12 protein-coding genes and 3 pseudogenes are annotated in these 11,150 nt (G+C 67.4%); 6 read left to right on the top strand and 9 right to left on the bottom strand.

The window, feature by feature from the left end:
- Positions 1–145: 145 nt before the first annotated feature.
- The 3 genes and pseudogenes from ACWGJ5_RS41590 to ACWGJ5_RS41580 form a co-directional block, all read left to right on the top strand.
- Positions 146–553 carry an RNA polymerase sigma factor gene (locus ACWGJ5_RS41590; protein WP_453314805.1) on the top strand — a complete coding sequence of 136 codons (408 nt, stop codon included), beginning with the start codon at positions 146–148 and terminating at the stop codon, positions 551–553.
- 293 nt (positions 554–846) lie between these two features.
- Positions 847–1,608 carry a Crp/Fnr family transcriptional regulator gene (locus ACWGJ5_RS41585; RefSeq protein WP_453314804.1) on the top strand — a complete coding sequence of 254 codons (762 nt, stop codon included), beginning with the start codon at positions 847–849 and terminating at the stop codon, positions 1,606–1,608.
- Between the two features lie 123 nt (positions 1,609–1,731).
- A pseudogene (locus ACWGJ5_RS41580) lies at positions 1,732–2,390 on the top strand (IS5 family transposase); the annotation flags it as partial.
- On the opposite strand, the gene ACWGJ5_RS41575 reads toward ACWGJ5_RS41580, so the two are convergent.
- Positions 2,388–3,481 (bottom strand): IS630 family transposase gene (locus tag ACWGJ5_RS41575; protein WP_453314803.1). Its coding sequence is split into 2 segments (ribosomal slippage): positions 2,388–3,017 and positions 3,020–3,481, totalling 1,092 coding nucleotides; the frame shifts between segments, so codons are not numbered across the junction. The pseudogene ACWGJ5_RS41580 and the gene ACWGJ5_RS41575 sit on opposite strands and share 3 nt — an antisense overlap.
- Before the next feature lie 104 nt (positions 3,482–3,585).
- Between ACWGJ5_RS41575 and ACWGJ5_RS41570 the strand changes: the two are divergent.
- Positions 3,586–4,621, top strand: a pseudogene (locus ACWGJ5_RS41570) (IS701 family transposase); the annotation flags it as partial.
- A 96-nt stretch (positions 4,622–4,717) separates the two neighbouring features.
- Positions 4,718–5,059 (top strand): hypothetical protein, encoded by a 342-nt coding sequence (locus tag ACWGJ5_RS41565; protein WP_453314802.1) that lies wholly within the window; start codon positions 4,718–4,720, stop codon positions 5,057–5,059.
- A gap of 40 nt (positions 5,060–5,099) precedes the next feature.
- Here ACWGJ5_RS41565 and ACWGJ5_RS41560 read toward each other — a convergent pair whose 3' ends face one another.
- From ACWGJ5_RS41560 to ACWGJ5_RS41530, 7 genes and pseudogenes are all read right to left on the bottom strand, one after another.
- Complete coding sequence (locus ACWGJ5_RS41560; protein ID WP_453314801.1) at positions 5,100–5,429, bottom strand: hypothetical protein; 330 nt, start codon at positions 5,427–5,429, stop codon at positions 5,100–5,102.
- Positions 5,419–6,207 carry an IS21-like element helper ATPase IstB gene (gene istB / locus ACWGJ5_RS41555; RefSeq protein WP_453314800.1) on the bottom strand — a complete coding sequence of 263 codons (789 nt, stop codon included), beginning with the start codon at positions 6,205–6,207 and terminating at the stop codon, positions 5,419–5,421. Before istB ends, ACWGJ5_RS41560 begins: the two co-directional genes overlap by 11 nt.
- Before the next feature lie 10 nt (positions 6,208–6,217).
- Complete coding sequence (gene istA / locus ACWGJ5_RS41550) at positions 6,218–7,579, bottom strand: IS21 family transposase (RefSeq protein ID WP_453314799.1); 1,362 nt, start codon at positions 7,577–7,579, stop codon at positions 6,218–6,220.
- Between the two features lie 148 nt (positions 7,580–7,727).
- A complete protein-coding gene (locus ACWGJ5_RS41545) occupies positions 7,728–8,024 on the bottom strand; it encodes an IS3 family transposase (RefSeq protein ID WP_453314798.1) in 297 nt (98 codons plus the stop codon).
- On the bottom strand, positions 8,021–8,431 hold the full coding sequence (locus ACWGJ5_RS41540; protein ID WP_453314797.1) for a transposase: 411 nt from the start codon (positions 8,429–8,431) through the stop codon (positions 8,021–8,023). Before ACWGJ5_RS41540 ends, ACWGJ5_RS41545 begins: the two co-directional genes overlap by 4 nt.
- Before the next feature lie 17 nt (positions 8,432–8,448).
- A pseudogene (locus ACWGJ5_RS41535) lies at positions 8,449–8,943 on the bottom strand (transposase); the annotation flags it as partial.
- Positions 8,944–9,050: 107 nt separating this feature from the next.
- Positions 9,051–9,998, bottom strand: a complete 948-nt coding sequence (locus ACWGJ5_RS41530) for an SDR family NAD(P)-dependent oxidoreductase (RefSeq protein ID WP_453314796.1) — start codon at positions 9,996–9,998, stop codon at positions 9,051–9,053.
- Positions 9,999–10,107: 109 nt separating this feature from the next.
- Between ACWGJ5_RS41530 and ACWGJ5_RS41525 the strand changes: the two genes are divergently transcribed.
- Entirely contained in the window at positions 10,108–10,773 is a 666-nt protein-coding gene (locus ACWGJ5_RS41525; RefSeq protein WP_453314795.1) for a TetR family transcriptional regulator, read from the top strand.
- Between the two features lie 72 nt (positions 10,774–10,845).
- On the opposite strand, the gene ACWGJ5_RS41520 is transcribed toward ACWGJ5_RS41525, so the two are convergent.
- Positions 10,846–11,082, bottom strand: coding sequence for a hypothetical protein (locus tag ACWGJ5_RS41520; RefSeq protein ID WP_453314794.1), 237 nt, complete (start codon positions 11,080–11,082; stop codon positions 10,846–10,848).
- Positions 11,083–11,150 lie beyond the last annotated feature (68 nt).

Here is an 11,150-nt window from a genome sequence, read left to right as displayed (position 1 = left end):
CCGATCCCCAAAAGAGACGGCGCTGGCCTGAGCCTCTACCGGGTCGCCCGCGACCTCCAGATACTCCTCGCGGTCTGGACCGGCGCCTGCCCCACCTGTCACCGCAACATGCCAGAGCCGATACGAACCTGACCAAGCACTACTAGTGGAGCAGCGGTGGGAGCAGCACCTCGGCGCCTCGCTCAGGACCTACTTCGTAGGTGCGTGCCTGCGTGCCTTCCCGCCCATCTACGCCGCGTGGAGCCGTGTGAGACGGGACGAACTGCGCCACACGGCGACAGAGGAAGAGGAACTGACACGGCGGATTGATCTAGTCACCCCCTATAGCCACGACCCCTGTGACGCGGCTGTCCTTCAGCAGGAGATACGGCGCGTCATGTCCGAGATTGACGATCCAAACTTACGCGCCGGAGTCGTGTGGCTCGCAGCCGGATACAGCCAGAGCGAGACAGCCGCAATGATCGGCCTCACCCGCAAGAGCCTGGAACGGAGGCTCAGTCGCCTGCGAGCGAAACTGAAACAGGACGGCGGCAACAAAGGAGGCGCCCGGTGATGTCCCCCCGCGACGACACCAGCCCGGCCGAAAACCCTCGCGCCGACGACGGCATCGAGGCACTGCTGGAGGCCTCCAGCCTCGGGCAGGCGCGCGCACGAGCCGTCGCCGACCTGACTCCGGCCCCGGTAGCACAGTCGCTGGCCGAACTTTCCAGTCCCCCGGCCGGTGTGCGCCGCGAGCCGCCACAAGCCGCTGGTTCCGAGCGGAGCGACAGCGCTTCCGAAGCAACAAGGCCCCACAGAAACCCCTACGCCGCACCTTCTGACGTCCGGAGTCTGGGGACGAGCGAGATGAGAACGGCGGCCGACGGGGGCCTGGACGACAGAGTGCCTTTTTTGGCGCGGCTGGAGAGCGAGGACCGCTCGTCGCTCCTTGCCCTCGGCCCCCAGCTGGACTTCACGGCTCGCATGGTCCTCATCCACCAGCACGAACCCTCCTCCCACGTGCTCTTCCTGGTGCACGGCTGGACCAAGGTCACGGCCCGCGCGACCAACGGCTACGAGGCGCTGCTCGCGCTGCGCGGGCCCGGCGACATCGTCGGGGAGTCGGCCGCGCTCACCGGCCGGCCACGGTCGGCGACGGTGACTGCGCTGGAGCCGGTGCGGGCGGTGGCCGTGGGGCACGAGCGCTTCAGGGACTTCCTGAGCCGCTCCCCCGCCGTCTCCTTCGCCCTGCTTGGGCTGACCGCTGACCGCGCCCGGGCGGCCGACCGGCGCCGGCTGGAGTTCGCGTCGATGAGCGTGCGGGAGCGCTTCGCCGTCCTCCTCCTGGACCTGGCCCGCACCCACGGCCGCCGTATCGAGGAGGGCATCGAACTCGCCGTACCGCTCAGCAAGCAGGAGCTCGCGGGCTCGGTGGGCGCATCCCGGCAGATGGTGCAGCGGCTGCTGCGGGAACTGCGGGAAAAGGAGGTGGTCGTCACGGGCCGCCGTGCGCTGCTGATCCGGCGGCCAGACGTACTGGGCAGGATCGCCCCGGCGGAGCAGGCCTCGGGGATTTTTTCCGACACACCGACGAACAGAAATCGGCCCCGGACCTGGTGCACGGCCTGAGCCGTTGCCCGCAACCCCGGCAGATCCTTTCCCCGACGACCGGCATCCTCGGACATTAGGCCAGCGTAAGGCCCCAGGCTACTTACACGGTGTCCTATGTGGTGAGGGCTCGTTGGACTGGTTATGGGGCGGGGTGAGTGGAGTTGGATTGTTCCGGACGGGCTGTGGGAGATCGCGGAGCCGTTGATCCCGCCGTCGAAGGTTCGGCCGCAGGGCGGCGGGACGCAGGACACGCCTGATGAGACGCTGTTCGCGGCCATCATTTATGTGTTGGTCAGTGGCTGTGCCTGGCGGGCCCTGCCACCCTGCTTCGGCATCTCGAAGTCGACCGCCCACCGCCGATTTTTGATCTGGTTCAGGGCTGGTGTCTGGGGCCGTCTCCACGAGGCCGTGTTGCACCGGCTCGACGACGCCGGCCTGATCGATGTCACCCGCGTCGTCCTCGACACCGCGCACGTGCGCGCTAAAAAAGGGGCGAACACACAGGTCCGAGTCCCGTGGACCGGGGCAAGCCGGGTTCCAAGATGCACGTCCTGTCAGACGCGAACGGACTGCCCCTCCTCGTCGGCGTCTCCGCCGGCAACACCCATGACAGCGAAGGGCTGAAGCCCATGATCGAGGGTCACCAAACGAGACACGACCCTCACCGCGGCTGGTACTTCAAGCCCCAGCGCTTGCACGCGGACAAAGCCTATGACCGTCCCGACCTGCGCAGATGGCTTCGCTGGAAGCGCATCGGAGTACGCATCGCCCGCAAAGGCATCGAGTCCAGCGAACGATTACTGAGCTCTTCGAGTTGTTGTCGGCTGTTGAGTGAGTGTGACTTCGGTGCCGGTGAGGCAGCCGTCGATCAGGTCGGGGCGGAGCTGGATGTGGCGCAGGCCCCGGCGGAGGGTTCGTTCCAGGTGGTCGTCGTCGGTGAACGCGGTGTTGGCCAGCGGGCCACGCCGTAACAGCGACCAGACACCTTCGACCGGATTCAAGTCCGGTGCATAGGACGGCAGTTGGACGATGGTCAGCCAGTCGTGTGCGGCCGCGTACTCACGCATTCCGGCGGCCCGGTGAGTGTTGAGATTGTCCCAGATCAGCACGATGGGAGCCTGGAGCTGGATGTGGGCACGGACGATCAGATCGCGGTAGTCGCTCCAGGCGAAGGTGTCGCGTCCCTTGCCCCGGTGCTTGCGGTGTCGGCGCGGCCGGTAGATGAGCCGGGAGGTCTCGCCCGGCTTGTAGCAGCACATCGCCGCGATCGACCAGCGGCGCCAGGACCTGCCCCGCACCCGCACCACCGGCGTGTGCCCACGCCGGCCCCAGGTGCGGGCGCGCGGCGGCGTCATCGAGAACCCGGCCTCGTCCTCGAAGACGATGTACGCGCCCAGCGCCGCCGCGGTCATTCCGCCTGCGGCCACACATCCTTCTTCCACAGGCCCACCGCCTGCTCGTCGCGCTCCAGGGCTCTACGGGCGGGACACTGCCAGGACCAGTCGTGCCGGTGCAGCAGCCGCCACACGGCCGCCGACGAGCAGTCCAACCGGAACGTCCGGGCGATCAGCACCCTGATCCGGGCCAGGGTCCAGCGTTGGTCCTCCCAGCCGTGTGCGGCCGGCCCCCGCGCCAGTTCCTTCTCCAGCTCGGCGAACTGTTCGTCGCACAGCTTGGGCAGTTTCGGTGGCCCCGCGGACGCGAGGGCGGCCGTTCCGCCCTCCCGCCAGGCGCGGCGCCAGCGTTCCACCGACCGTTCACTGACCCGCAGATCCTTCGCGATCACCGCTGTTCTCTCGCCACGAGCGAACCGCTCGCCCGCCTCGTACCGGATCCGCTCGCGAAACCGTCGTCGCTCCGCGGTCAGCCCACCACCCTGCGCGTACCGCATACCACCGGCCTACCGCAGGGATCACCACACGTCACCCCCCCGACAACAACCCGAAGAGGTCAGTAGGTCTGTGTGTCGACCTTGTTCAGGGGCACTGTGACTGTGTGGACGCACATGAAGTGAACCGTGTTCGGGCGACGTTGTCGTTATTCGTGGCGGATGTGTTCGCGTCGGTGCCGCGCAAGGACCAGCGGGCCAAGGGCGACTGTTATCTGCGGGGACTGATAATGGACGGTCGCCGCAAGTCCATCCAGGCCATGGCCTCGCGGCTGCCGGACGGAAACGAGCAGAACCTGCAGCAGTTCGTGAACCAGTCCACCTGGGATCCGGTGCCGGTGCGCCGGCGGATCGCCGAGCGGATGGTGCCGCAGATCGGCCCGGACGCCTGGGCGGTCGACGACGTGTCGTTCCCCAAGGACGGCAGGATGTCAGTGGGGGTGGCTCCTCAGTACTGCGGTGCGCTGGGCAAGCAGGCCAACTGCCAGGTCGCGGTCAGCGTGCACGGGGTCTCCGATGCGGCTTCGTGTCCGCTGGACTGGCGGCTGTTCCTGCCCCAGGAATGGGCGGATGACGCCGTCCGGCGCCGGCGGACCGGTGTGCCGGAAGACGTCGGGCATCGAGAGAAGTGGCGCCTGGCACTGGACGCCCTGGATGAACTGGCCGGATGGGGGCTGGTGCCGCCGGTGGTGGTGGCCGATGCCGGCTATGGCCAGAACGCGGACTTCCGTGCCGCCCTGGCCGAGCGAGGACACGCGTACGTGGTCGGGATCCGGGGTGATCTGACCGTCCAGCCGCACGACGCAGTCCCTGATGCCCCAGCTTGGTCCGGCAATGGGCGCCGGCCGGTTCCCCGCTACCGGCAGCCACCCATGACGGTGGCGGAACTGGCCGCGGCCTCCGGACGGGAAGACTTCGAGGAGGTGACCTGGCGGGAAGGCTCCCAGGGCCCGATGACCTCCCGCTTCCTCGCGGTGCGGGTCCGGCCGGCCGGGGCGCGCCCGCGGCGGCTGGCCCAGGCGGCCGCGGTGGCCGGGCACGGCCGGTGGGACGGCGTCCTGCCCCGTGCGACTGCTGGCCGAGTGGCTCGACAGCGAGGACGAACCGATGATACCGATCTCGAATTTTCCCCAGAGGTGCTCTTGCTCCCCAGTTGATTCGCGAAGCGAATCAACTGGGGAGGTTCGGTGAGCGTCGGGGGATGCTCCCGGTGTCAGACCCATCGGGGATGATCGGCCCATGATCCAAGCGAGAGACGAACGCGGTCGCCTGGTGAGGAAGCCCGGGGCATCGGCGCTGAGTGAGATGGTGGCCAACCTTGGTCGGGGCAATGCCTTCGTGATTGTCGAGCGAGTCGACGACGAGTCCGAAGGCGACTGGTATGTGCAGGTGTGGTTGCGGGATGACAACACCTACCAGCTGGAGTTCCGGGATGGGGCCGCCGCCGAGCACTATCAGACTCGGACGATCTCCCAGGAGAAAGTGATCGACGCTCTGAGCGGGTGGGCCGAGAGTCGGCAGGGGTGGAAGGACACCTTCATGTGGAACAACATCGGCGACTGGTTCGAGAAAGCCGACTGACCCTGTCGCCTGGTACGACAAGGTCAGGAGCTTGATGGGCTCAGCCGCGACGCATGGGGATGACGTCAGGGCTGGCTGCGGGGATAGTGGGTCGCGCGGCTTCAGGGGTTGCCAGCAGCGCAACGATGGTGACCGGCTTGTCGCAGTGGGGGCAGTTGCGGATCGCGGTCGGTGCCAGCGGAGTCACCGGCAAAGCCGGCTCGGCCGGTGTGGTCTCCGCTTGGCCGGTGGTGTCCTCGCGTTCGCGGCGCCGACGGCGGGCGGCTTCTGCCTTGCATCGAGGTGTGCAGTAGGTATGGCGGGCGGCAGCCTGGGGATTGACCTGGAACTGCGTCCAGCAGATCGGGCAGTCGCGGATCTCAACCAGCACGTCCGGTCACCCCTTTGCGGAGGTTGTCGGAGTGGGCCTGGTGGGAGCGGAGCCGGTAGGACGGACCATCGATTCCGACCACCGCGGCCCGGTGCAGGAGTCGGTCGAGCATCGCGGCCGCGACGGTGGCGTCGCCGAAGGCACCGGCCCAGTCGGCGATGCTGACATTCGTCGTCAAAATCGTGCTCGACTTCAGGTATCTCTGATTGATCACCTGGAAGAGAGCCGAAGCGCCGTCACCGGGCAGGGGTAGATAGCCCAGTTCGTCGATGACCAGAAGCCGGGGACCTGCGAAGAAACGCATGATGGTCGACCAGCGTCCTTCGAGTGCAGCCTTGTGACATTTGGCTGCCAGTTCGGCGGCGGTTGTGAAGTAGACGCGGTGGCCGGCGTCGACCGCGGAGCGGGCGAGTGCGACGGCCAGCATTGTCTTGCCGACGCCTGGCGGGCCGACGAGCAGGACGTTGGAGGCATTGTCGAGGAACCGCAGGGTGGCCAGGTCGCGGATGAGCTTCTCGTCGACGCCGGGCTGGGCCGCGAAATCGAAGTCGTTCAAGGTCCAGGGCTCGGGCAGGCAGGCGAATCTGAGCCTGGAGGCGAGTTTGCGGGCTTCGGTTGCTTCGACCTCGATCTCCAGGAGTTTCTCCAGGGCCGTGGTGAGCGTCATCCGCTCGGCTCGCGCCTGGTCGAGCACCCGGGGTAGAGCCTCAGCGGCGTCGTTGAGTTTGAGGTAGGACAGGTGGCCTCGCAGTTGCTGGTAGCGGCGGGCCTCGCTCATCGGCCGGGTGTCACTCACTTTCGCGCTCCTGGTTTTCGTGAGTTGGGTTGTGCCGTAGCTGGTCGGCGACGGCGGCATAGTGGGACAGGTCGATCACGACCCGATTCGCGACGTCCGATTTACCCTGATCACGGAGGCGTTCGGCTTCCTCCAGGGCCGCGGGCGACAGCGGCCGGCGGACCTTTGTGCGGCAGGGCGGCTTGTCGGAAAAGGAGGCCAGCACCGCGCGCTCGAGGGCAATGACATGTCCGGCATCGCGGATGGTCTGTCCGGCCCCATCAGGCACCCGACGGTGCTGGGCGACGATCGCCAGCCCGGCCGTGACCACATGCAGGGTGTCCTCGCCGAGCCGAACGCGGACGATGACCTGGGCCCCGGTAAGGCCGGGCGGGACGGAGTAGAAGTTCCCAGCAAAGGAGACCAGTGCCTGCGGGCTGACGGTGCGGATCTGTTCCAGCTCGGCGGGGAACGGCCGCGTCGGCAGCTCCAGCAGTGACTCGGTCCCGGCAAGTTCAGCGACGGTGGTCGACAATCCTTCGATCTTGCGTCTGCGGCCATCCATCTGAATGGCCAGCTTGTCGATGCCGCTCTGCCCCGCCTCGATGCTGATGCCGTCAGGGACCGTGCGCCACCAGCGTTGGGCTGCAGAGTGGTTGGCCTTTTCCACGACTCCCTTGCGGTTGCCGCGGCGCGGAGGGCAGATATCAACGCCGACTCCGTAATACTTCGCGACGGCCGCGAACGTCGGCAGCAGCCGACCGGTCGGTGGATGGCAGACGGTCGCCATCCGGTCAAAGCGCCAGCGGCGGGAAGTCCCGCCCAACCGCCGTAGCACGGCGTCGAGGGCCTGGATCAGATGCGGAAAGGTCTCGGCCTCCGCGAGCACTGCACGCCACCGCCCCGAGTGGGCGAGGGCACCGACCAGGAGATGTGCATGAGAGCCGACGCCCCACCCCTCGGGCGGGTCCGGCAGTTCAACCCAGTCGAACTGGATCTCCTCGCCCGGAGGATGAGCAATGATCGCGACATCGCGCCCGCTTGAGGCCCGGCAAGGTTCGCAGTGTGGACGGGCCTGATACCGGCGCAGGGCGCGCGTGAAAGTGGAATAGCCACCTGCATAGCCGAGTTCGACGACCTCCTCGAAGAGTGTCGTCGCCCACAAATGCGGATCGTCACTCAGCCGTTGGCGGCAGTACTCCAGAAACGGCATGAACGCATCCGGCGACTGACGCCGATACCGCGAAACACGCTCGCCGTTGAGATAGGCACGGACCGTCTTTCGGTCGTGCCCAAGATGCCGAGCAATTGCCGAGATTGACCAGCCCTGACGGCGCAGTGCGTGAGCATCCACGTCTTCCTCCCAGGTGAGCATTCGGGCCTCTCAACAGGCCCAATCAGTCGCACACCAAGGCTCTCCGCGCTAAAGCAGGTACACCCCGACACACCGAGGAAGATCACGCAAAGGGTGGGGAGATCAACTGAGCAGGTTTGGCCCTAACGAGAGCAACATCTGGGGAGGTTCAACGAGCACCATCATACTCGCGCATGACGCGGGCGACCCTCTTCTCGTTGACCAGCACTCCGGCGTCGCGGAGTTCGGCGGTCACTCGCGGGCATCCGTAGGCACCACCGGAATCCGCGTGGACCTGGCGGATCCGCTCGGCCAGGAACTGGTCGTCCCGCTGCCTCGCCGCCCTCGCCTGCCTGCCGGCCAGCCACTTGTAGTAGCCGGAGCGGTTCACGCCCAGGACCTGGCAGAGCCGCTTCACGCCGAAGGCGTCCCGGTGGTCCTCGACGAACTGGAAGCGGCTCCTCACCAGTTGGTCTCTCCCGCGAAATATTTGGCCGCCCTGCGGAGTATGTCCCGCTCGGTCGCAAGCTTCCGCTCACTCGCCTCCAGCTCGGCGACCCGGGCCTCCAGCTGCCGGATCCGCTCGTCGGGATCGGCGGCCGGCGCCGTCTGCCCGGAACCAGCCGGAGCCTTCCCGGCCCCGGCCCGGCCGACAGCGCCGGCATCACGGCGTTCACGGTCCCGCAGTACCCACTCCCGCAGAGTGGCCCGGTTGATGCCCAGATCAGCGGCGATGCTCTTGTACGTCGCCCCGGGTGTGGACTCGTACAAGGCCACAGCATCGGCCTTGAACTCGTCCGAGTAGTCCTTCATCGCCATCGGCGGTCTTCTCGCTTCCTCCGGATCAAGCAGATCCAGTATCAGCGTGTCCACCACTCAGGGGGAGGCTCCCTCCGTAGCAGCTGCTTGATTAGGGCGTCTGCGCGGAACGTGCCCGCACGCCTGGTGATCTGGTGGTCATGGGCGACGGCGAGTACGAAGCCAGCTGCCATCCAAGGCGGGTACGCAGGTGCGAATTGGCTCCGTGGACCTCGTCGCGACCAACCACGATGCGGTAGGCGGCGACCTGGGAGTCCTCGATGCGCCCGGCAGTACCGGTTACTGGCGCTGCACCCCCATCGTGTCCGTGCCCTTCTTCAGATCGCCGGTCTCATCCACGACCAGCACCGCATCGTGGCTCAGGTGCTCGACGACGTAGACGCGGATGTCGTCGTGTGCCGCGCCAGCATCCCACTTGGCCTTCGACAGCAGGTGTTGCAGACGTATGAGTTCGCGTCCCCGGCCTGCTCTGCGAGTATCCAACAGCTCTTGCGCAGCAGGTCCGTCAACAGCCCAAGCACGAACGCCCGTGCCCGGCGCCAGGTTCGAGCTGCGCAACCTCTCACCGCTACGCGGACGCGGCTCCCGCATGTTCCGGTAGCGGCTCTTCTCGATCGCGCCGACCGTCGGGCGGCGGAGCGCCGGACGAGCCGACGCCTCCTACCGGCGCGGGCTACATCGTGATGGCCGCCCCGGAGGGAACCGAGTTCTGCTGGGGCTGAAGGACGGGGAACTTCACGCCGGTGAGGTCTTCGGAGACGGCCCACAGCCGCTGTTGGACGGCTACCTCGTACGACTCCGGGCTGGAGGTGACCGGCCGGGGGTGGCCCTTGACCTCGTTGCGCCCGCCGGGACCGTAGTACTGGCCGCCGAGCGCGCCGGGGTCGGTGGCGGCGCGCAGGGTGGGCAGGGCGCCCATGGCCGGCGTCTGGGTGATCAGCGGCGCGAGCCAGGTGACGGGCAGGCGGAGCGCGGCGGGGGTGTGGCGGATGAGGTCGGTGTTGGACACGCCGGGATGGGCGGCCACGGCGACGGTGGTGCCGTGCGCGGCGAGCCGGCGCTGCAGCTCGTAGGTGAACATCAGGTTGGCCAGCTTGGACTGACCGTAGGCGGCGGCCCGGCTGTAGGACCGCTCCCAGTGCAGGTCGTCGAAGTGGATCGCGGCCTGGATGCGGTGGCCGGTGCTGCTGACCGTCACCACGCGCGAGCCGGGCACCGGCAGCATCAGGTCAAGCAGCAGCCCGGTGAGCGCGAAGTGGCCGAGGTGGTTGGTGCCGAACTGCATCTCGAAGCCGTCGGCGGTGGTCTGCTTCGGGGTGTACATCACGCCGGCGTTGTTGATCAGCAGGTCGATCCGGTCGAGCCGGGAGTGCAGCGCCGCCGCCGCGGTCCGCACGCCGTCGAGCGAGGTTAGGTCCAGCGCCTGCACGGTCACGTCGCCCGTCATGCGGGCCGCGGCCCGCACGCCCTTTTCGACGTTGCGCACGGCGAGCACCACGGACGCCCCGTGCTCGGCGAGCGCCTTGGCGGTCTCGTACCCCAGTCCGGTGTTGGCCCCGGTCACCACGGCCACCCGCCCGCGCTGGTCCGGAATATTCGCTGTCGTCCACTTCTCGCCCACGTCAGGCCCCCAGCTAGATAACGTACCGAAGGTATCTTGTGTCGTCGACATTAAAGTACCTTCGGTATGTTGTCAACGTACCGGAGGTACCTAATCTAGACTGGCGATCGTGACTTTCCAGCGGGCGCGAACTGAAGAGCAGCGGGAGATCCGCCGACGGGCGATCCTCGACATGGCGTCGGCGATGCTCGACGAGATGCCTGTGGCCGCGGTCACCCTGAACGAGCTCAGCCGCCGGGTAGGCCTGGCGAAGCCGAACGTGCTGCGCTACTTCGAGTCCCGCGAGGCGGTGCTGCTGGAGCTGCTCGACCGCTATCTCCGGGAGTGGCTGACGGAACTGGCAGGGGAGTTGGCCGCCGGCATCGACGAAGACCTCCCCATGCCCGAGCGAGCGGCAGCGGTGGCCGAGATCCTCAGTCACTCACTGTCCGGCCGAATGGTGCTGTGCGAGCTCTTCGGCGCACAGGGCAGCGTCCTGGAGCACAACGTCTCCGTCGAGGTCGTGGCACGCTACAAGCGCGCCTCCCTGGATCGCCTGACAACCATGACCGCCCTGCTCCGGAAGTACCTGCCGGAGCTGGGCAAGAACGCGACACTGTTCAGCCTGCAGACCATGGTCATGGCCGGCGCGCTGTCGGCGTACAGCACGCCCCCGCCCAGCCTGCAGGCGGCCTACGAGGCCGAGCCCGACCTGGCCCGCTTCCACCTGGATCTGAAGGACTACTTGAAGCAAGCCTTGACCGCAACCCTCCTAGGCGTGCTACCCCGCCGCTGACCAGCGTTGCACTGAACAGGCCGAAACCTCTGTGCCTCTTGAGCTGACCGCCAAGCGCGCCGGATCTGGCCCCTACTCGGGTTCGGTAGGTGCTCGAGAGGCTTTGAGTCGGCTGGCGACATAGCTGGCTCGGTCTCCCCCGTTGAGCTTGTGCCAGTTGTGGGCTGTGCCGTCGGCGAGGCCGAGGAGATCGGCGAGCATCTTCCAGTGGACGGCGCCGACCATGGCGAGCCAGGCCCCGTTGCGGGCCTTGCTGGTGCTGGGGATGCCCAGGCGAGTCAGTCGTCTCTGCGGGGTGTTGGAGGTCATGGGCTGGTCGGGTCGGAGGCCGGGGAAAAGGTAGGGCGTCTCGCGGGTCCTGAGCGGGGCGGCCAGTG

It is taken from the genome of Streptomyces sp. NPDC054783, assembly GCF_053611725.1.
This window is presented reverse-complemented; position numbering and strand designations above follow the sequence as displayed.

Bases quoted from the DNA above. Each gene is read 5' to 3' on its own strand.
- ACWGJ5_RS41565 (WP_453314802.1), top strand. From the start codon at position 4,718: ATGATCCAAGCGAGAGACGAACGCGGTCGCCTGGTGAGGAAGCCCGGG.
- ACWGJ5_RS41520 (WP_453314794.1), bottom strand. From the start codon at position 11,082: ATGACCTCCAACACCCCGCAGAGACGACTGACTCGCCTGGGCATCCCC.
- istA (WP_453314799.1), bottom strand. From the start codon at position 7,579: ATGCTCACCTGGGAGGAAGACGTGGATGCTCACGCACTGCGCCGTCAG.
- ACWGJ5_RS41585 (WP_453314804.1), top strand. From the start codon at position 847: ATGAGAACGGCGGCCGACGGGGGCCTGGACGACAGAGTGCCTTTTTTG.
- istB (WP_453314800.1), bottom strand. From the start codon at position 6,207: ATGAGCGAGGCCCGCCGCTACCAGCAACTGCGAGGCCACCTGTCCTAC.